This window comes from Paracoccus onubensis (assembly GCF_003591515.1).
In the GTDB taxonomy this organism is placed as follows: Bacteria; Pseudomonadota; Alphaproteobacteria; order Rhodobacterales; family Rhodobacteraceae; genus Paracoccus; species Paracoccus onubensis.
Genome location: NZ_QZCG01000003.1, coordinates 216,772 through 236,184, shown reverse-complemented (window position 1 = coordinate 236,184; position 19,413 = coordinate 216,772). Strand labels below are relative to the sequence as shown.

Sequence of the window (19,413 nt, the reverse complement as noted above, 5' to 3'; positions counted from 1 at the left end):
ATCGGCGAGCCGATTGTTTTCGCCGCTTACCTGGCTTGCGGATAGGTGATGATCGACAGGTAGCGAATCGGCAATTGATGCATCACTTCCGGCCCATGCGGCGCGTCGGCGTCGAACAGCAGACTGTCGCCGGGCTCCATGTCATAGATCCGGTCGCCATGCCGGTAACCCAGATGCCCTTCCAGCATGTAGATCAGTTCGATCCCCTCATGCTGGAATGTCGGGAAACGGTCGCTCGTCGTACTCAGAACGATCAGATAGGGCTCGACCACCACGCCGGAATCATTCGACCCGATATGCCCCAGCAGGTGATACTGATGCCCCGCCCTGGTCCCTGCCCGTTCCACCTCGACAGCGGCGCCGGATTTCACATGCATTGCCCCGCGCGGCTCATCATACCCCGAGAACAGCTGCACCAGCGGCACCCGCAAGGCATTGGCAAGCGTCTGCAAAGTGGTCAGCGAGGGCGAAATCACCCCGTTTTCTATCTTCGACAGCATCCCCACGGACAGTCCGGCCTGATTGGCCAGTTCGGACCCCGTCATGCGCTGGCGCTTGCGCAATTCCCGGACCTGCCGGCCAATGGCAACCTCAAGGTTTTTTTCCCGGGTTTCACGCAGGGCGTGGGGATCCTGGGTAAGCTTGATCTCGGCGGGCGCAATCTTGGTCATAATCTATTTCCCTGCAGGTGCTTTGATCTCAAAATGCCAGATCGGCGAAAAATAGCCAAATCTCGCCCTATACCCTTATAGGACTGTTTCCCGGCATTTAGAAACCTGTGATGCAATTTTGGCCCATCTAAAAGTTGCCGTGCAGGAAGTATTTTTTCTTTTTCGTAAATTTTTTCTTGATCACAAAGCATACAAAAGTGTTTTATATGCAGAATCGAAACCCTGCGCCGGGACTAGAATTCCACGGAACGACAGGGGTCGCCGTTCTGGCGGTTTTCCGTGGAGAATCAACATAGGGAGGAGCGCTATGTCTGATCTCACCGAACGAATCATAGCCATGCATCGACGTGATATCATCGTGGCATGGGCATTCGTCATCGGATTGTGGTTTGCAATCATTTTTGTCGCCATCGCCACATGGTCATTGGCCCCCAGCAGCACCGCACGCATCGTTCTGCTGATCGGAGGAGCGGCCGTATTGCTGCTCAATACGGCGGCCATTCTGGCGATGCTGCGCCATTACCGCGAGGACCGGGATTTCATGTATGGGCTGGACATCAAGTTTCTGGATGCCGCCCGGGCCAAGGGGAGGGGCGTGTGACATGGCACGATATACGCCTCCGCCGCAAAGCAAACTGGGACAGATATTCGACGTTATCGTCTTGCTGGCCCTGACTGTGGGTGCCCTTTACATCCCGCTATGGCTGGGGATGGCGGGCAGCGCGCAACTGCATGACACGGTAGATGCGCCAAGCTGGGAAAGCCTTCAGCAGAACGCCACGATGGTTGAGCAATGGGCAAAGCTGGGCTTTGCCGATGCCGAAGCGGCAGCGCCGCTGATCACCGCCAGATTCGACTATTCCTTCAGCTTTTTCGCCCTGATCGCCGTGATCGTCACGGTGCTGGGCTATTACACCATGATGCTGAAGCTGTCGGAAAAGGAATATCGCGACGTCATCGCCGAGAAATTCGGTGAGGAATAGGGGATAGACATGCAAATCTGGGATCTCGCCGAATATGCCGCCTGGGCACTCTCGGCATTGCTCGGCATCTATATCGTTACCGACTGGCTCAAGACTGACAGCCGCTACAGCGAGGAAGAACTGACCTCCTCGCGTGAGGGGCAGCTTGAGGCGATTACCGAACAGCACGAGCTATAAGGAATGCGCATATGTCGGATATAACAAGAAATACGCCCGGCATCGCCGAAGCAAGCGAAGCCGCGCCAACACAGAACGGAGGGCTTCTCAGGGTCCTGGGGCCGGCCCATATCTGGGCGCTTGGCGTGGGCATCGTGCTTGTCGGCGAATATATGGGATGGAATTTCGCGGTCGGCAAAGGCGGCGCCTATGCTGCTCTGATCGCCTGCTGGTTCGCGGGGATCCTTTATAGCTGCGTCGCCATGATCGACAGCGAGGTCACATCGACCGTCGCCGCCGCGGGCGGACAATACACGCAGGCCAAACATATCATCGGACCGCTGATGGCATTCAATGTCGGCCTGTATCTGGTCTTCGCCTATACCATGCTGGAAGCCGCGAACGCCATCACCGTCGGCTTTCTGGTCGAAACCGTGGCAGGCATGACCGGGCACGAGGGACTCAACCCGCAGCCCTTCATCGTGCTGGCGATCATGTTTCTGGCATGGCTGAATTATCGCGGCGTGCTTGCGACGCTGACATTCAACCTTGTCATCACAGCCTTCGCATTCACGGCCATCCTGATCCTGTTTCTGGCCACATCGCCGCTGTTCGGCGAAAGCCCGTTGAAACATGCCGAGCTGATGACCGGCCTGCCCTATGGCTGGCTTGGCGTTCTTGCGGCGATGCATTTCGGGCTGTGGTTCTATCTGGGGATCGAGGGCACCTGTCAGGCGGCGGAAGAGGTCCGTTCGCCCAGCCGTTCCCTGCCCTTCGGCACATTGGCAGGCGTCATGACGCTGGCCATCGCGGCAACGCTGACCTGGTATCTTTGCGTCGGGCTGATGCCGTGGGAATATCTTGGTCAGTCGGGCGCGCCGCTGTTCGACGCGGCAAGAATGTCGGGCTCGACCGCATTGACGGTGCTGCTGGGCATCGGAACGCTGTTCGCCACGCTGGCCTCGGCCAATGGCTGCATCAACGACGCCTCGCGAGCTTGGTTCGCAATGGGCCGCGATCACTATCTGCCCTCGTGGTTCGGCGCGGTGCATCCGGTTTACCGGACGCCTTACCGCTCGATCATCTTCCTTGTGCCGATCGCACTCATCTTCGCGCTTGGCGCACCGCTGGATCAGGTCATCACCTTCTCGATCCTGTCGGGGCTGCTGGAATACACCTTCATGCCGCTGAACGTGATCATGTTCCGCCGCAAATGGCCGCTGGACACGATCAAGCGCGGATATGAGCATCCGTTCCATCCGGTTCCGGCCATCGTGCTGTTGTGCCTGTGCGGGATCACCTTCTTCGCGGTGTTCCTTGGCTACGGCACGCAGCTTGTCGCGATGATCGCCTTTTATATCGTCGTGTCGCTGTGGTTCCACTTCCGGCGCTATCGCTTCGTGCAACGGGCCGCACAATTCACCATGCCCTGGCCCAAGCCGCAGGGATACTGAAACCCGCCTGCCGCCGGTCTTCCCTCCGGCGGCAGAACCAAACCGGAGGCCACCACCATGCAGAATTACGGGCTGACCCTTCTGCTGATCATGGCGGGTGCGGGCGTCGCCATGCTTGCCCACCAAAGCATCCGCGCGGCGCATGCGAGACGCCTGTCGCGGCTTGCCTATTTCGACCATTGCCGAGCGCTGTTCTCCGCCCCCCGCCTGAGCCGATGCGCAACGGGCTTTCCGCGCCTTTCGGGCAAATACGAAGATAGCATGGCCGATCTGCAGGTCGTCCCGGATACGCTGACTTTCCGCAAGCTACCTGCCCTATGGGTGCTGGTCACCCTGCCCGGCCCGCTGCCGGTGCTTTCCACCTTCAACCTGATGATCCGGCCCACCGGGGTCGAACCCTTCTCAGGCTTCCACCGCCTGCCGGACCAGATCGCGATCCCCGACGGTTTCCCCCAGGATTGCGCCATTCGCACCGACGATCCCCGGCATCTGCTGCCCGAGGAACTGCTTGCCCCGCATCTGTCCCTGTTCGACAATCCCCGGATCAAGGAGCTGGTGATATCACCAAAGGGCCTGCGCATCGTATTCCTGGCGGAAGAGGCGGATCGCACACGCTATCTGCTTTTCCGGGATGCCGAGATGGGCCGGACGCCGCTTTCACCCGACCAGATCGCCCCGGTACTGGAGCGCCTGCAAGCGATCAAGGCCGATATCGAGCATTATGGCCTGGACGATTCCCGGCGCGCCGCATGAAACCCGTAACCCATCGCCCCCCGAATCCTTATCTGGTCCTTGCCGTTGCCATCATCCTGCCCGGCGTCGGACAGGTGCTGAACCGGCAGCCTTTCCGTGGCCTGCTGTTTCTGTTCTTCATGTTCCTGCTGGGCGGTTATACGCTCAAGACCGCGGCGCCGGATGTATCGCTTCTGGGTAAATTCTCGGGCGGCGTCTTTGTCTATGCGATGGCGATATTCGATGCCTATCGCTATGCCCGCATTCGACATGCGGTCTGGCAACACCGGGGCGGTTAAACAGCCGGGAGTTCAAGACATGACCAAGGATCCCCTCCATACGCCTCTTTGCGATCTGCTTGGCTGCGAGCTTCCGATCCTGCTGGCGGGTATGGGCGGCGTCGCAAGATGGGAACTTGCCGCTGCCATTGCCGAAGCCGGCGGTTACGCAACACTTGGAATGGTCCGCGAAGATCCCGCCCTGATCGCATCCGAGATCAAGGCGCTTCGCGCCGCGACCGATCACTCCTTTGCGGTCAACCTGATCCCCTCGGCGACCGATCCCGATTTGCTGGACGCCCAGATTCAATGTTGCCTCGATCTGGGCATCGATGCCTTTTCCTTCTTCTGGGATGTCATGCCCGCGATCATCGAACGTGTGAAAGCAGCCGGATGCATGGTGTTGCATCAGGTCGGCACGCTCGAAGCCGCCTCCAAGGCCGAAAAGGCCGGGGTGGATGTTCTGATCGCACAGGGTGTCGAAGCGGGCGGTCATGTCCACGGTCGCAGCGCCGGGCTGGAACTTGCCCGCGCGGTTCGTGCCGGCAGCAAGCTGCCCGTCGCTCTCGCGGGCGGCATATCGACCGGCCGCGATCTGGCCACCGCGCTTCTTGCCGGACTGGACGGCGTGCAATGCGGCACCGCCTTTCTGGCCACAGACGAATCCTTTGCCCATGATTATCACAAGACCCGTGTGACCAGCGCCACTGGCAAGGACACGATCCTGACCGATGCCTTCGTGCTGAACTGGCCCAAGGGCGCCGCGGTGCGGGTGATCGCCAACAGCGTGACCGAGGCGCTGCAGGGCCGCTATTTCGGTCATGATCCCGCCACCCTGCCCCGCGAAGCCATCGCCTGGGACGATACCCAGCCCCGCCTGCGCTTCAGCACCGATTCACCCTTGCGGACAACCACCGGCGATCTGGAAGCCATGGCGTTGTTTGCCGGGCAGGGATCCGGTGCGATCAAGGATATCGTGCCCGCAGGGGAGCGTCTTCACGATATGGCCGCGACGGCGCGGCAGGAACTGAAGCCAATGAAATCCTGACAGCAGCCCAGGTTCAGCAAACTTGCAGAGCCGGGCACCGCTCGACCGCAGGGTGGGCATCACGGCAATGGTGGCCTGCCTTTTATCGTGCCCCCCACACATCGCCGAACCCGCAGGATAACCTCACCAGAGCCTCGCCCAGGGGCGGTCGGGCGCTTCCCGGCGAGCCCCCGGCCCCTGCTCCCGGGCGGGAGAGAGCAGCGCCGTTCCGCTTTGCTTTACGTTAACGCAGAACGGCGCTGGCAAGTTGTCGCAATGTCACCAGAGGATCAAAGCCCCGGATAGACCGGAAAGCGCTGGCAAAGATCGGCAACCTTGGCCTTGACCTGCGCCTCGACCTCGCCATTGCCGTCTTCGCCATTGGCCACCAGACCGTCCACCACCTCGATGATCCAATCTGCGATCTGACGGAACTCGGTCTCGCCGAAGCCGCGGGTCGTGCCCGCCGGGCTGCCAAGCCGGATGCCGCTGGTCACGGTGGGTTTTTCCGGGTCGAAGGGCACGCCGTTCTTGTTGCAGGTGATATGCGCACGGCCAAGCGCGGCTTCGGTCGCCTTGCCGGTCACGCCCTTGGGCCGCAGGTCGACAAGCACCACATGCGTATCGGTGCCATGCGTCACCGTGTCCAGACCGCCCTTGATCAGCTGATCGCTCAATGCCTGCGCATTGGTGATCACCTGACGGATATAGGTCTTGAACGACGGCTGAAGCGCCTCGCCGAACGCGACGGCCTTGGCCGAGATCACATGCATCAGCGGTCCGCCCTGAAGGCCGGGGAAGATCGCCGAATTCACCTTTTTCGCGATTGCCTCGTCATTGGTCAGGATCATCCCGCCGCGCGGGCCGCGCAGGGTCTTATGCGTGGTCGTGGTGGCGACATGCGCATGCGGGAAGGGGCTGGGATGTTCGCCCGCGGCCACCAGCCCCGCGAAATGGGCCATATCCACAAGCAGATAAGCGCCAACCTGATCCGCGATCTGCCGCATCCGGGCGAAATCGATCTGCCGGGGAATGGCGCTGCCGCCAGCGATGATGAGCTTTGGCTGATGTTCTTTCGCCAGCGTCTCGACCTGATCGTAATCGATCATGTTGTCCTGCTTGCGCACACCATATTGCACCGCATTGAACCATTTCCCCGACTGGTTCGGAGCGGCGCCGTGCGTCAGGTGCCCGCCTGCGTCAAGGCTCATCCCCATGATCGTATCACCGGGCTTGCACAGCGCCAGAAACACCCCCTGATTGGCCTGACTGCCCGAATTCGGCTGCACATTGGCAAAACCGCAGCCGAAAAGCTGCTTTGCCCGGTCAATCGCAAGATCCTCGGCGATATCCACGAACTGGCAGCCGCCGTAATAGCGCCGGCCCGGATAACCCTCGGCATATTTGTTGGTCATCACCGAACCCTGCGCCTGCATCACGGCGCGGCTGACGATATTTTCGGAGGCGATCAGTTCGATCTCGTCCCGTTGACGGCCCAGTTCCTTCTCGATCGCCTCGAAAATCTGCGGATCCCTTGCGGAAAGATCCTCGGTGAAGAAGCCGGAAATCAATTGCTGTTCGTTCATGTCATTTCTCCTGTTGCTCTCTATCCGGTCCAGCCAAGCGCCGCCGAAATACTGTTCATCGATTGCATCAGCGGCACGGACAGGCCGCGTTCCGAACCGCCACGTATCCCGCGCAGCAAAGTAATCTGGAGTTCGTGGATCCGGCTCAGATCGTGCTGAACCCGGTCGAAACGGGCCGCCATGTTGGGAAAGCGCGCCCCGATCTCGGCACCCTGATTCAGGAACCGGATCGCGGCACAGCTTTGTTCGTATTCCTGCCGGATGCGTCCGAAAATCTCGTCGCGGATCACCTGGTCGGACACCAGAGCCGCGTATTTGCCGGCAATTCGCATATCCACCTGAAACAGCGATTTCTCGACCTCGTCCGCGATCAGGCGAAACAGCCGGGACTTGCTGAACATCTTGTGCAGCAACTCGTCCCCCGCTTCCCCGCGATACCGGCGAAACGAACTCACAGCCGAGCCGAAACCATACCAGCCGGTGATCAGATGGCGGTTCTGCGACCATGCAAAGACCCATGGGATCGCCCGCAGATCGTCAAGGCTTTGCGCCCCGAACCGCCGTGCCGGGCGCGATCCCATTTTCAGCATCGCCAATTCCTCGACGGGACTGGCCTGCTGGAAATAATCGATGAAACCGGGCGCGTGCAGCAGGGTGCTATAGGCAGTTTGCGACATGCCCGACAGGGCCTCGAACGTGTCGTTGAATTCCGGGCGGGCCGGGTCGGGTTTCGTTTTCAGCGATTGCCCCAGAACCGAGGAAACCAGCAATTCCAGCTCGTTCTGCGCGGTGCCGCGATTGGCGAATTTCGAAGAAACAACCTCGCCCTGTTCAGTGGTGCGAAGCTGGCCGTTGATGGTGCCGCGCGGTTGGGCGGCGATGGCACGCTCGGTCGGCGCTCCGCCACGGCTGACCGAACCGCCGCGACCATGGAAGAAGACCGGCACAAGGTCATGCGCCGCCAAGACACGGGTAATGCTGCGCTGCGCTTTTTCCAGCTCCCAGTTGGAGCAGAAGAACCCGCCATCCTTGTTGCTGTCGGAATAGCCCAGCATGATTTCGATCCGGCTGTTTCCCGCCGTCAGGCTGCGCCGGGCCAGGGGAACGCGCAGCAATTCGTCCAATATCTGCGGCGCGGCGCGCAGGTCGTCGATGGTTTCGAACAGCGGCACGACACGCAGATCAAGCCGCTCGGCGCCGAAGCCGGCATAGCGAGCCAGCAGGAACACCCCCAGCAGATCGTCGCAGGACCGGGTCATCGACAGAATGAAGGGTCCCATTGCCTGCGGATCGACGCTGAACCGGGTCTTGTGCATCAGCACAAGCAGATCAAGCAATTCGCGTGCCTGCGGGCTTTGCCGCTCGCGGTCGATCCAGGGCAGTCCGGCTCCTGCCAGTTCGGTGCGCAATCGCGTTGACCATTCCGCCGTGCCATAGCTGGGAGCGGGGCGGTTCAAATCCCAGATTTCCGCCAGAACCTGCGTCGTGACCGACGAATTCTGCCTGACATCCAGCGTGACGATCCGAAAGCCGAAGACTTCGGCCAGCCAGCGGATAGGGCGGATCAGACGGGCAGCCAGACCATCGGCGGCGATCGCCGCCAGAGCGGCCTCGACCGAACGAAGCTCGGCAGTGAATTCCCCTACATGGACATAGGCGGGACCATCGCCCTCGCGCAGGGCTTTGATGCGCCGCTGCATCGCGCTCATCGCCTGACGGAACAGTTCGCCCGGATTGCGATATTCATCCCCGCCGTCCGGCGGCGCAGCTTCGATCACCTTGGTCAACCGTTCCTGCGCCGCATCGGGCAGGCGTGAAATCGAGCTGCTGATGCTCAGATGCCGCGCCGCCACCGCAAGCACGGCCAGATATTTATCGAGGATCGCCGCCTTGTTGCGCGCCAATGCGGCCCGAGTGGTCTCTATCGTGACATTGGGATTGCCATCGCGGTCGCCGCCGATCCAGGAATGAAAATGCAGGCAGGGCCGGAAATCCTCGGCATGGCCAAAGCAATCGGCAACCGCATCATTGAATTGCCGGAACAGATCTGGCATCGCGTCGAACAGGCTGTCGCGAAAGAATTGTAGCCCCCAGTCGATCTCGTCGATCGGAGACGGACGCTTCAGCCGCAACTCGCCGGTCAGCCAAAGCAGATCGATCTCGCTTTCGATATCGGCCAGAAGCCGAGCCCGTTCCCGGGGTGTCCAACGTTGCGTTTCAAGTGTCACCAGCGCCCGATAGATGCGCCGGTGGATTTCCAGAACCGTCACCCGCTTCGCCTCGGTCGGATGGGCGGTCAGGGTGACGCCCACGGAAAGTTCGCCGGCAACCTGCCGGAAAAGTTCTGGCGGCATATCGGCGCAGCCTTGCAGCACCTTTGCAAAGCTGCCCTCGACCGCCGCTGGCCCCTCGCGCGTTTCGGTCATGCGCCGCGCGCGCATGGCCGCATTCTCTTCGACAATCTTCAGAAGCTGAAACCAGATATTCAGCCCCTGAAGATAAGACGTGAGATCATCGCCTTCCGGCAAGTCCCCGCAATCGCCAGACAATAGTGGCAGGATGGCGGGCGCGCGGCGGGCGATGACATTCTGCCATAACCGGCGCAATTCCATGCGCAACCCGCCTGCATAGGAACAGTCCGCCTCATCCGGCCGTCCGGAATCGATATAAGCGGGATCCCCTTGCATCAATTCACCCTGTCACGGGGTTCGCGGCCGTCGAAGAAATCGCGCAGATTGTCGAGAACCCGAAATCCCATCGCCTCGCGAGCCTCGCGGGTGGCGCTACCCAGATGTGGCAACATCACCAGCTTCTCGCAATTCCGCAGCGCGGGGTTGATGTTCGGCTCTCCGTCGAACACGTCAAGCGCCGCGCCGCCAATGGTCTCGAACCACAGCGATTGAGACAGGGCCATCTCATCGATGACTTCTCCCCGGGCGGTGTTGATCAGGAAGGCGTCAGGCCGCATCAGGTTCAGCCGGTCGGCGTTGATCAGATGCCGGTTTTCCGCCCCGCCGGGACAATGCAGCGAGATGAAATCGCATTGCGGCATCAACTCATCGATGCTGTCCACCTGCGTGGCATCGCATTTCGCCAATATCTCGGGTGCAATCCTGCTGCGGTTATAGGCAAGGATCTTCATGCCGAAACCATGATGCGCGCGCCGGGCCATCTGCTGACCGATCCGGCCATAGCCGATGATGCCCAGCGTCTTGCCCGAGACCTTGGTGCCAACCAGATGCGTGGGCCGCCACCCGGTCCATTCGCCCGCGCGCAATTCACGCTCGCCCTCTCCGGCGCGGCGGGCCGCCATCAGCAAAAGCGTCATCGCCAGATCGGCGGTGCATTCGCTCAGCACATCCGGCGTATTGGTCACGACCATGCCATGCTGCCCGACCCGATCCAGATCGATATGGCTGTACCCGACCCCGTAATTGGCAAGGATCCGCGTCTGCGGCCTTGCCAGTTCCAGCGCCGGAGCGCCGATCTTGTCGGTCACCGTCGGCAGCACCGCATCATAGTTTTGCAGTGCCGCCTTGAAATCCTCGGGCGTGAGGGGCTTGTCCGACATATTCAGATCCGTGTCGAACAATTCCGAAAGCTGCGCTTCGACAGCCTCGGGCCAGCGCCGGGTGACGAGAATCTTGGGTTTTGCCATCGCCCCCTCCTATTGCATGACGCGGGCGATGGTCTCGCCGATCACAGCCGGGTTTTCGGCAACGGTGACGCCTGCGGCACTCAGGATCTCGACCTTCTCGCTGGCGCTTTCGCCAAAGGCCGAGATGATCGCACCCGCATGCCCCATGGTCCGCCCCTTTGGCGCGGTCAGGCCCGCGACATAGGCCACCACCGGCTTGCTGACGTGATCGCGGATATATTCCGCCGCCTCGGCCTCTTGCGGGCCGCCGATCTCGCCGATCATGCAGATCAGATCCGTTTCGTCGTCATTCTCGAATTGCTCAAGGATATCTCTGAACGAGGACCCGTTGATCGGATCGCCGCCGATACCGACGCTGGTCGAGACACCGATCCCGCGCTCTTTCAACTGCGCCGCCGCCTCGTAGCCCAAAGTGCCCGAGCGCCCGATGATGCCGACATTGCCCTGTAGATAGATATGCCCCGGCATGATGCCCAGCAAAGCCTTGCCCGGGCTGATCGTTCCGGCGCAATTCGGGCCGGTCAGAACCATACGGCGTTCCTTGGGATAGCGGTACATGTATCGCTTGACGCGGATCATGTCCTGCGCGGGAATGCCGTCGGTGATGCAGACGCAATAGCGGATACCGGCATCCGCCGCCTCCATGATCCCGTCGGCAGCGGCCGGGGGCGGCACGAAAACCAGCGTGGCCTCGGCCCCGGTTTCCGCGACCGCTTCCTTGACCGTATTGAAGACCGGCACGCCTTCGACGGTTTCACCGCCCTTGCCGGGCACGACGCCGCCCACCACGTTCGAGCCGTATTCGACCATTTCGCGCGCATGGAACCGGGCCATCTTGCCGGTGATCCCCTGAACGATGATCTTGGTATCGCGATCCAGAAAAATGCTCATTGGACGGCCCTCAGATTGGAATTGGTCTTCATATCGCTCCGCCAGGCCGCAACAGCCCGCTCGGCGGCTTCGTTCAGCGTTGTGGCGCGGATCAGCGGCAGACCGCTTTGCGCCAGTATCTTCTGGCCTTCCTCGACATTGGTGCCGGCAAGCCGCACCACGACAGGCACATCCACCGGGTTTTCGCGCAGCGCCTGCACGACCCCTTCGGCCACCCAGTCACAGCGGTTGATGCCTGCAAAGATATTGACGAGGATCGCCTGCACATTCTTGTCCGACATCACCAGCCGGAACGCCTTGGCCACCCTCTCGGGCGTAGCACCGCCGCCGATATCCAGAAAGTTCGCGGGCTCACCGCCGGCCAGTTTGATCGTGTCCATCGTCGCCATCGCCAGACCTGCGCCGTTGACGATACAGCCGATATTGCCGTCAAGGCCGACATAGGACAGGCCCCGGTCGGCGGCACGGGATTCGCGCGGATCTTCCTGCGACTTGTCACGCAGTTCCGAGATCTGCGGATGCCGGAACAGCGCATTGTCGTCGAAGGTCATCTTCGCATCAAGCGCCAGAATGCGGCCGTCGCCGGTAATCACCAGCGGGTTGACCTCGACCATGGTGGCATCAAGGTCGCGGAAGGCGCGATAGCAGCCCTGAAGCGTGCGCACCATCTGCTGAACCATTCCCGATGCGATCCCCAGCGCGAAGGCAATCTCGCGGCACTGGAATTCCTGCAATCCAACGGCGGGTTCCACCGTCGCGCGAACGATACTGTCGGGACGCTCGGCCGAGATATCCTCGATCTCCATCCCGCCCTCGCCGCTGGCGACGATCATCACCCGCTGGCTGGCGCGGTCCAGGACGAAACCCAGATAAATCTCGCGTTCGATCGGCACCGCCGCCTCGACATAGACGCGGTAGATGCCCTTGCCTTCCGGGCCGGTCTGATGGGTGATCAGCTTCTGCCCGAACATGCCCTCGGTCGCGGACTGGATCTCGGCATCGCTGTCGCAGACCTTGACGCCACCGGCCTTGCCCCGTCCCCCGGCATGGACCTGCGCCTTGACCACCCAGCGGCTGCCGCCCATCTCGCGGGCACGGTAAGCCGCCTGTTCCGGGCTATAGGCTAACGCGCCCTGCGGGACGGCCACACCGAAATTACTGAGAATTTCCTTGGCCTGATATTCATGGATATCCATCTTTGCTCCTCCCTTGAGCGCCGTTATTCAGCCGCCATCGCACGATCGAAATGCCGGCTCAGCAGAGCGGTGATTTCGCTCATGTCGATATCCGCGCCCATCTCGTTCATTGCCGCTCCGAAGCGCGTGACGATCTCGGTGATCGCCGGCTGGGTCAGCAGGTTGAGAATGCCGATACGCACCTGAACCGGCTCGGACAGGGTCGGCCAGATGCCGAAACCTGCGGCCCGGCAGGACTGCACCAGCTCCGCCTCGCGTCCGGCAAGTTTTTCCGGCAGGTTCAGCACCACCAGCGAGGTCATGTTCGACGTCACCTTGCAGCCCATCGCCGTGACGGCTTCGCGCAGCGCGGCCTCGTGGAAAGCATAATCCTTCGCCCGCTGGGCAAGCGTCTCTTGCAACAGGATGCGCAGCGCTTCGTGGAAGGCGGCAACGGCATAGGCGCTGTGGGTGCGATGATAGGTGCCCTTCTCGACATCCTTGCCGTCGATAATCCCCCAATGCCGCGCCTCGAGGATCGGATGAGCCGCGAATGTGCGGGTGCCGCTGGCGCGGAGCGATTGGATATATTGGTCGGTAAAGGAGACCGGCGCGTAGGTCAGCGGCAGACAGCAGATGCCTTTTTGCGGGCATGAGGCCCAGCCATGCACGCCCGGGAAATCGTCGATCCGAAAATCCTCGACGCCAAGCGACGACACCGCGTCGATCAATCCCATCACCCCGTGCTTCTCGCAGGCATCCGAAAAGCCACGCAGGTCATTGATCCGGCCCGAGCCGGTTTCCCAATGCGCCATCGCCGCCCATTTCGGCTTGTGCTTGGCCAGCGCCGCCTCGACGATCTCGCCTGTCACGGATTCGCCATGCGGCACATCGACAATCGTCACCGAAGCCGGTTTCGGGTCCAGCGAATTGGCGGCCAGTTCCTCGGCTGTGGCCGCCTTCATGCGAACCGTCAATCCGTCGATGCCCGAAAAGGTGCCGTTGGTGAAGACCACCACCTTGTCGCCGGGCATCACCGCGCTGAACATGGTATCCAGACCGCTCCAACCCGTTCCGGCTACACCGAAAGTATGAATATTGCCGGTTCCCATGATTTCGCGTAACATAATTTTCGATTCGATCATGCCGCGCAGGACATCTGCCTGCATGTGATCCGCAACGCCGGCGCTGGCGAAGCGCTGCAATACTCGCGGATCGGTGTTGCCCGGGCCAGGGCCCGCTGCGATCGTCTCGGGAATCTCAAGCTGCGGAAAGATCGTAATGTCGGCCATCGGCTCATTTCCTCCAGATAAAATTTATTTAATCTAAGGAAACACCTTCTGGATAATTTCCGCAACGTAAGTTAATCCTGCTTTTAGGTATCTATATGGATGGGAAAATACCTGCCCATTTGAGTAGCAATTCAGCTCAATACGAAGATATTGCTACCCATATGGGCGGGCGATTGGTAAAAAGGCGAGGAAATGCAGATAGCTGAAGGTTCCACCCCCAAGATCACGGTCATGCTGGCGGACGGTAATCCGCTTGTCCTGTCAGCCATGTCCGAGGTTTTCGAGCGCGACCCCCGATTCTCTCTTGTGGCCACTTCCGCGACCGCCGAGGGTTTTCTGGGAACGGTGATGCGCGTTCCCTGTCAGGTCGGAATCATCGATTGGAACCTGCCGGTCCTTGGCGGCAACCGGTTGCTCGAGGTTCTGCGCGAGCAGGAAAGCGCTCCGCGCATCGTGGTCTATGCCGATCAGGGAAGCGATGCCCATCGCGCGGCAATGGGCGCGGGCGCCGCCGGGTTCGTAGCCCGCAACGGCCCGGTCGAGACATTGCTGGAGACCTGTTCCGCCGTGGCTGCGGGAAAAATGATCTTCCCCTATCTCGATGTTCGCGAGTTGCAGCAGGACCCCATCCACTCCTTGTCCCGCCGCGAAGCCGCCATGCTGGAAGCCCTGTCCAAGGGTTTGACCAATCGGCAACTTTCGCAGGAATTGGGGATCACGACCAACACCGTGAAATTCCACCTGTCGAACCTTTACGACAAGCTCTCGGTCAAAAATCGCGCGCAGGCAATCGCCTTTTACTACTCTAGTCGCATACCCGGCGAGCGCAAATTCAGAGACAACGAGTAACCATGATCTACCATCCGCCGCGAAATATTCGGGAAATATTCTTTCTTGACAGGAAATATTATTTCCCCTTTGTATAAGCGCCATCGAACTCATTTCACTGCAGGAGCATCCCACCATGAGTTTCTTTCCCATCGAACAAGCCCCCGCACGGCTCAATCGAAGCGAGCTCGCCGTTCCGGGAAGTCAGCCACAAATGTTTGAAAAAGCTGCGCAATCCGATGTAGATGTAATCTTCCTCGATCTCGAGGATGCCGTCGCTCCGGATGAGAAGGCGCAGGCCCGCAAGAACATCATCAAGGCACTGAACGAGATCGACTGGGGCAAGAAATCCATGTCGATTCGAATCAACGGTCTGGACACGCATTACATGTATCGCGATGTCGTCGATATCGTCGAACAGGCCGGCGAACGGCTGGATCTGATCATGATCCCGAAGGTCGGTACCGCAGCCGATGTCTATGCCGTCGACATGATGGTGACCCAGATCGAGGACGCCAAGGGCTACAAGAAACGCATCGGCTTCGAGCATATCATCGAAACCGCGCTCGGCATGCAGAATGTCAGCGAAATCGCGGCAGCGTCCAAACGCAACGAAAGCCTGCATTTCGGCGTGGCCGACTATGCCGCCAGCACCCGCGCCCGCACGACCGTCATCGGCGGCGTGAATGAAAATTACGCCGTGCTGACCGATGCCGATCCCGACGGTAACCGGCAGATCCATTGGGGCGATATGTGGCATTACGCGCTTTCGCGCATGGTGGTCGCTGCCCGCGCCAACGGGCTCCGCCCAATCGACGGACCTTTCGGCGATTTCTCGGATCCCGATGGCTACAAGGCCGCCGCCTATCGCGCCGCCACCCTTGGATGCGAGGGAAAATGGGCTATCCATCCCAGCCAGATCGCGCTTGCCAATGAGGTGATGAGCCCTTCGGCGGAAGAAATCGCCCGCGCGGAAAAAATCCTCGCCGCGATGGCCGAAGCCGAAGCTGCCGGCAAGGGCGCCGTGTCGCTTGATGGCCGCCTGATCGACTATGCCTCGATCCGGCAGGCCGAAGTCCTTGTCGAAAAAGCCCGGCAAATCGCCGCATAACGAATAATGTTGGCTGATATGCGCGCATTGGCAAGGCAGCTTTTCGACCGCGCCATCGCTGCGGCGAACCCTGCTGATGCCGTGGATCGACACTTTATTCATCACCCGCCGGCCGGTCTCCCGGCTGGCGGGCACAGCTATGTCATCGCGATCGGCAAGGCCGCTCCGGCCATGCTGGATGCAGCGCTGCGCCATATCTCCGGCCCCGTGACGGCGCTGGGCGTCACCCATCACCAGAACGTCCAAACCGTTCCCGGCGCCAGGATCTTCACAGCAGGTCATCCCGAGCCCGATGAAGACGGGTTGCGGGCAGGTCGGGAAATCATCGCCCTGTTGCAACAGGCCGGACCCCGCGATCAGGTCATTGCATTGATCTCGGGCGGGGGCTCGGCGCTTGTGCCGGCCCCGAAGCCGCCGCTTACGCTGAAAGACAAGCAAGCCGTGAACCGGCTCTTGCTGGAAAACGGGTTGGATATCACCGAGATGAACCTGATTCGCCAGCAATTATCCGACCTGAAGGGTGGCGGCTTTCTGCGTTATGCCGCCCCGGCCCCGGTGACCGCACTGATCCTGTCGGACGTGATCGGCAACGAACTAAGCGCGATCGCCAGCGGCCCGACCACCAAGCCGCTTGGCGATCGCGCCCAGGCACTGACCCTGTTGAAGGATCGCGGTTTGCTGGAGGCGCTGCCCGCCGCTGCCCGCAACCTTCTGGAGATGTCGGAACCTTCCGCCCCACGGCTTACCGCCGATAATCACCTGATCGGCAGCAATGAAAAATCACTGGAGGCGATGCGCACTGCGCTTGGCGATGATTGGGCCACCCGGATCGTGACCGACCGGCTGATCGGGGATGTAGAGAATGCCGCCACGCGGATCCTGCAAGCCGCGGAAGCAGCGGGATCTAGCGGTCCGACCGCGCTCATATTTGGTGGCGAAACCACCGTCCATCTGCGTGGAACCGGACGGGGAGGCCGCAATCAGGAGCTTGCCCTGCGGATCGCCATGCAAGGCGACCGGCTGCCGGCGGGCTGGACCTTTCTCAGCGGTGGGACCGACGGCCGGGACGGCCCCACCGATGCGGCGGGCGGGATCGTCGACGGCGGCACCGTCAGCCGGATCAGGAGCAGCGGAAAGGACGCCGGGGCGCTGCTTGCCAATAACGACAGCCATGCCGCCCTGAAAGCGGCAGGCGACCTGCTGATCACCGGCGCCACGGGCACCAATGTCGCAGATGTTCAGCTGATGCTGATCCCTGACCTCAAATCTTCCATGTAATAGATTAATATAGAACGTTTTTTAGTGAATATAGGCGGGCTGTATCTGAGTGTCATTCATATCGCCGCATCGGCTAGGGAAAACGGCTCGACCGGGTTCTTGGACAGCCCGGTTTTGAAGCATATCCAAAGAATGATGGCACAGGCCGGTTCCAACATCACTGATCGGCGGATATCATGCGACGGAAGGAATAATCGGGTCCTCCGCGGAAAGATAAGGCTGTAACCATTCCATGAGCAGATCGACTTTCGCCCAGAGGCTGGCTGTCAGCGGCTCCTTGCCCCGTCTTGGTGCAACCAATCGATCGCCTGTGCGGATCGGGGCCCTGACACCGCTGTCCGGAGACGAACAATATTGGGGGCGGCCGGGGCTGGATGGCTGCCAGATATGGGCCGATTGGATCAATGATCGCGGCGGCATGATGGTGTCGGGCAAGCGTCACCGCGTCGAGATCATCGAGTTCGACAGCGCGCAAGGAGCCGAGCAGACGCTGGAAGCTGCCCGCGACATGATTGAACGGCTGCATGTACGCCTGATCCTGACCCTTGGCGGTGACAGCTTCGCGCCTGCACTGCGCTACCTGATGGAGCGCCGGGCATTGGTCGCCACGCTGCTGCCCTCGGATCTGACCCCGGACACTCCGTTCCTGATCGCGCCGGCCGAAGTGCATCCGCTGTTCAACGTCACCGGGGTCGAATATCTCGCCCGCCAATTGCCGCCAGCCCGCCGTGTCGCGCTATGCAGCCAGCGCGACAGTCTGGGACTGCCCTCTCTTGCGGTATACCGGGCGGCTTTCGATGTGGTCGGCTGGTCGCGGATCAAGGAACTGCGCTACGATCCGGGCGAAACCGATGCCGAATCCATCGTGGCCGCGATGATGGAGGACAAGCCGGACGTGCTGTGCTGGTGTTCATCCACGCCACCAATGATGCTTGCCCTGACCGAGGCCGCTTTCCGTCTGGGCTTCAAGGGGTATATCCTTGCCTGTACGGCGGATGATTACCCGCAGATGATCGCGCGGACATCTGCGGATTTCATGGAGCGTTTCATCTTCCAGTTCCCGGATTTCGACGACCCGAAACTGGCCGATACCGCCTTCTTCTTCCGTCAGCCCCGCGCCTTCTTCGACGCCTATAACCTGCGCTTCCCGGAAAAATGGAGCGCGGTCAGCTGGGAATATGCCTCGATCCTCGATCTTTGGCACAATGCGGTCGAAATCGCCGATACGGTCGAGCCGATGTCAGTCCTCGCCTCGATGAAACATGCGCAGCAGATGCCCCATGCCTTCGGTCCGGCAACCTGGACCGGGCGTGATCTGTTCGGAATTGACAACGCATTGGTCGGAGATTGGCCGGTCGTAACGATCCGAGGTGGTCGTGCCCGGATCCAGGAATTCGGCTCGGTATCGGGCTGGCTGGAAAAACACGGCGAGAAGCTGGTCCGGCAGCTCGAAGATCTTGGCCAGCTCTGGCATCAGCGGCTTGGCGACCCGCTCAGCCGTCCTGAAGCAACAGTTTCTGGTCCTCGATCAGGGACAGCTTCATGAATTCGCAGGCTTCGTCGATATCGCGCGCGGCAATCGCATTGAACAGCGAGTTGTAACCGCGTTGATAGGTGGCAATGCGCCTCGGGGTCAGATGGCGGCGATACATCGGTGCCCGGAACGACTGGCGGCGGGCATCGATCACCAGATTATAGCAGGCAATCAAAAGCGGATTACCGGTGCCTGCTGCGATCTGGCGGTGAAACTCCTCTTCCAGCCGCACAAAGGCCATCGCGTCGATCTGCACGGCCTCCATCTGGGACAGGGTCTGTCCCAGAGCCTCGATCTGCTTCGGTGGCATGTTGACAATGGCCAGCCGCACCATCTCTGGCTCGATGATGCCCCGCATCACCTGCAATTGCAGCGGCCCGGTCTCCGCCGCGACCGGAGCCAGCGATTCACTCGCCCCGTCGGGATCATAAATGACAAAGGAACCCGCACCGGCGCGGCGGCGGATCATGCCGCGCACCTCGATCGCGTCCAGCGCCTCGCGCACGGTGTTCCGCGCCACCCCCAAATCCTGCGCCAATTGCCGCTCGGATGGCAGGCGCTCATCCAGGCCATATTCCTGCGACACGATCCGCATCATCAGCGTATCGATGACATATTGAACGGTCGCGCCGGGAAGAGATTCGCCGCGTCCCGGATGCGTGGTGATATGAGTGGCAGGCGGCACCTTATTCTCCTCCGAAACCCCCGATCATGTGGGCGACTGGAGGATAGCTTACCCTTCGCCGGAGAATCCAGCGG

Annotated in this window: 19 protein-coding genes; 11 read left to right on the top strand and 8 right to left on the bottom strand. The window is 60.9% G+C overall.

All coding sequences use genetic code 11. The features are described from left to right. Positions 1–26: 26 nt before the first annotated feature. Entirely contained in the window at positions 27–671 is a 645-nt protein-coding gene (locus tag D3P04_RS06145; protein ID WP_119746944.1) for a helix-turn-helix domain-containing protein, read from the bottom strand. A 307-nt stretch (positions 672–978) separates the two neighbouring features. On the opposite strand from D3P04_RS06145, the gene D3P04_RS06140 reads away from it, so the two are divergent. From D3P04_RS06140 to D3P04_RS06115, 7 genes are read left to right on the top strand one after another with little or no spacing between them, the layout of a single operon-like run. After that, entirely contained in the window at positions 979–1,272 is a 294-nt protein-coding gene (locus tag D3P04_RS06140; protein WP_232844906.1) for a hypothetical protein, read from the top strand. A gap of 1 nt (position 1,273) precedes the next feature. Next, a complete protein-coding gene (locus D3P04_RS06135; RefSeq protein WP_119746943.1) occupies positions 1,274–1,654 on the top strand; it encodes a hypothetical protein in 381 nt (126 codons plus the stop codon). A 9-nt stretch (positions 1,655–1,663) separates the two neighbouring features. Continuing rightward, positions 1,664–1,831, top strand: coding sequence for a hypothetical protein (locus D3P04_RS23285; RefSeq protein ID WP_182912756.1), 168 nt, complete (start codon positions 1,664–1,666; stop codon positions 1,829–1,831). A gap of 11 nt (positions 1,832–1,842) precedes the next feature. Further along, positions 1,843–3,264, top strand: coding sequence for an APC family permease (locus D3P04_RS06130; protein WP_119746941.1), 1,422 nt, complete (start codon positions 1,843–1,845; stop codon positions 3,262–3,264). Positions 3,265–3,321: 57 nt separating this feature from the next. Next, entirely contained in the window at positions 3,322–4,017 is a 696-nt protein-coding gene (locus tag D3P04_RS06125; RefSeq protein ID WP_119746939.1) for a hypothetical protein, read from the top strand. After that, positions 4,014–4,295 (top strand): hypothetical protein, encoded by a 282-nt coding sequence (locus D3P04_RS06120; protein WP_119746937.1) that lies wholly within the window; start codon positions 4,014–4,016, stop codon positions 4,293–4,295. Before D3P04_RS06125 ends, D3P04_RS06120 begins: the two co-directional genes overlap by 4 nt. A 19-nt stretch (positions 4,296–4,314) precedes the next feature. Then, complete coding sequence (locus D3P04_RS06115) at positions 4,315–5,322, top strand: NAD(P)H-dependent flavin oxidoreductase (RefSeq protein WP_119746935.1); 1,008 nt, start codon at positions 4,315–4,317, stop codon at positions 5,320–5,322. A 269-nt stretch (positions 5,323–5,591) separates the two neighbouring features. Here D3P04_RS06115 and glyA read toward each other — a convergent pair whose 3' ends face one another. From glyA to D3P04_RS06085, 6 genes are read right to left on the bottom strand one after another with little or no spacing between them, the layout of a single operon-like run. Beyond that, positions 5,592–6,887: a serine hydroxymethyltransferase gene (gene glyA, locus D3P04_RS06110; RefSeq protein ID WP_119746933.1), complete on the bottom strand. Its 1,296-nt coding sequence runs from the start codon at positions 6,885–6,887 to the stop codon at positions 5,592–5,594. Positions 6,888–6,907: 20 nt separating this feature from the next. Continuing rightward, positions 6,908–9,574, bottom strand: a complete 2,667-nt coding sequence (locus tag D3P04_RS06105) for a phosphoenolpyruvate carboxylase (RefSeq protein WP_119746931.1) — start codon at positions 9,572–9,574, stop codon at positions 6,908–6,910. Next, the gene (locus D3P04_RS06100; protein WP_119746929.1) at positions 9,574–10,545 is read right to left on the bottom strand and encodes a 2-hydroxyacid dehydrogenase; all 972 of its coding nucleotides are present in this window, start codon (positions 10,543–10,545) and stop codon (positions 9,574–9,576) included. Before D3P04_RS06100 ends, D3P04_RS06105 begins: the two co-directional genes overlap by 1 nt. A 9-nt stretch (positions 10,546–10,554) precedes the next feature. After that, positions 10,555–11,436, bottom strand: coding sequence for a succinate--CoA ligase subunit alpha (sucD, locus tag D3P04_RS06095; RefSeq protein ID WP_119746927.1), 882 nt, complete (start codon positions 11,434–11,436; stop codon positions 10,555–10,557). After that, entirely contained in the window at positions 11,433–12,632 is a 1,200-nt protein-coding gene (locus D3P04_RS06090; protein WP_119746925.1) for a malate--CoA ligase subunit beta, read from the bottom strand. The genes sucD and D3P04_RS06090 overlap by 4 nt, the downstream gene beginning before the upstream one ends. Before the next feature lie 23 nt (positions 12,633–12,655). After that, the gene (locus tag D3P04_RS06085; protein WP_119746923.1) at positions 12,656–13,903 is read right to left on the bottom strand and encodes an alanine--glyoxylate aminotransferase family protein; all 1,248 of its coding nucleotides are present in this window, start codon (positions 13,901–13,903) and stop codon (positions 12,656–12,658) included. A 192-nt stretch (positions 13,904–14,095) separates the two neighbouring features. On the opposite strand from D3P04_RS06085, the gene D3P04_RS06080 reads away from it, so the two are divergent. From D3P04_RS06080 to D3P04_RS06065, 4 genes are all read left to right on the top strand, one after another. Then, entirely contained in the window at positions 14,096–14,752 is a 657-nt protein-coding gene (locus tag D3P04_RS06080; RefSeq protein ID WP_232844905.1) for a response regulator transcription factor, read from the top strand. A 115-nt stretch (positions 14,753–14,867) separates the two neighbouring features. Further along, positions 14,868–15,842, top strand: a complete 975-nt coding sequence (locus D3P04_RS06075; RefSeq protein ID WP_119746921.1) for an HpcH/HpaI aldolase/citrate lyase family protein — start codon at positions 14,868–14,870, stop codon at positions 15,840–15,842. A gap of 6 nt (positions 15,843–15,848) precedes the next feature. Continuing rightward, a complete protein-coding gene (locus tag D3P04_RS06070) occupies positions 15,849–17,120 on the top strand; it encodes a glycerate kinase type-2 family protein (protein WP_119746919.1) in 1,272 nt (423 codons plus the stop codon). Between the two features lie 232 nt (positions 17,121–17,352). Further along, positions 17,353–18,666: an ABC transporter substrate-binding protein gene (locus D3P04_RS06065; protein ID WP_119746917.1), complete on the top strand. Its 1,314-nt coding sequence runs from the start codon at positions 17,353–17,355 to the stop codon at positions 18,664–18,666. On the opposite strand, the gene D3P04_RS06060 is transcribed toward D3P04_RS06065, so the two are convergent. After that, on the bottom strand, positions 18,614–19,339 hold the full coding sequence (locus D3P04_RS06060; RefSeq protein WP_232844904.1) for a FadR/GntR family transcriptional regulator: 726 nt from the start codon (positions 19,337–19,339) through the stop codon (positions 18,614–18,616). The two genes, D3P04_RS06065 and D3P04_RS06060, sit on opposite strands and share 53 nt — an antisense overlap. Positions 19,340–19,413: the final 74 nt, after the last annotated feature.

Coding starts and splice junctions, on each gene's coding strand:
- D3P04_RS06145 (WP_119746944.1), bottom strand. CDS start 671: ATGACCAAGATTGCGCCCGCCGAGATCAAGCTTACCCAGGATCCCCAC.
- D3P04_RS06140 (WP_232844906.1), top strand. CDS start 979: ATGTCTGATCTCACCGAACGAATCATAGCCATGCATCGACGTGATATC.
- D3P04_RS06135 (WP_119746943.1), top strand. CDS start 1,274: ATGGCACGATATACGCCTCCGCCGCAAAGCAAACTGGGACAGATATTC.
- D3P04_RS23285 (WP_182912756.1), top strand. CDS start 1,664: ATGCAAATCTGGGATCTCGCCGAATATGCCGCCTGGGCACTCTCGGCA.
- D3P04_RS06130 (WP_119746941.1), top strand. CDS start 1,843: ATGTCGGATATAACAAGAAATACGCCCGGCATCGCCGAAGCAAGCGAA.
- D3P04_RS06125 (WP_119746939.1), top strand. CDS start 3,322: ATGCAGAATTACGGGCTGACCCTTCTGCTGATCATGGCGGGTGCGGGC.
- D3P04_RS06120 (WP_119746937.1), top strand. CDS start 4,014: ATGAAACCCGTAACCCATCGCCCCCCGAATCCTTATCTGGTCCTTGCC.
- D3P04_RS06115 (WP_119746935.1), top strand. CDS start 4,315: ATGACCAAGGATCCCCTCCATACGCCTCTTTGCGATCTGCTTGGCTGC.
- glyA (WP_119746933.1), bottom strand. CDS start 6,887: ATGAACGAACAGCAATTGATTTCCGGCTTCTTCACCGAGGATCTTTCC.
- D3P04_RS06105 (WP_119746931.1), bottom strand. CDS start 9,574: ATGCAAGGGGATCCCGCTTATATCGATTCCGGACGGCCGGATGAGGCG.
- D3P04_RS06100 (WP_119746929.1), bottom strand. CDS start 10,545: ATGGCAAAACCCAAGATTCTCGTCACCCGGCGCTGGCCCGAGGCTGTC.
- sucD (WP_119746927.1), bottom strand. CDS start 11,436: ATGAGCATTTTTCTGGATCGCGATACCAAGATCATCGTTCAGGGGATC.
- D3P04_RS06090 (WP_119746925.1), bottom strand. CDS start 12,632: ATGGATATCCATGAATATCAGGCCAAGGAAATTCTCAGTAATTTCGGT.
- D3P04_RS06085 (WP_119746923.1), bottom strand. CDS start 13,903: ATGGCCGACATTACGATCTTTCCGCAGCTTGAGATTCCCGAGACGATC.
- D3P04_RS06080 (WP_232844905.1), top strand. CDS start 14,096: ATGCAGATAGCTGAAGGTTCCACCCCCAAGATCACGGTCATGCTGGCG.
- D3P04_RS06075 (WP_119746921.1), top strand. CDS start 14,868: ATGAGTTTCTTTCCCATCGAACAAGCCCCCGCACGGCTCAATCGAAGC.
- D3P04_RS06070 (WP_119746919.1), top strand. CDS start 15,849: ATGTTGGCTGATATGCGCGCATTGGCAAGGCAGCTTTTCGACCGCGCC.
- D3P04_RS06065 (WP_119746917.1), top strand. CDS start 17,353: ATGAGCAGATCGACTTTCGCCCAGAGGCTGGCTGTCAGCGGCTCCTTG.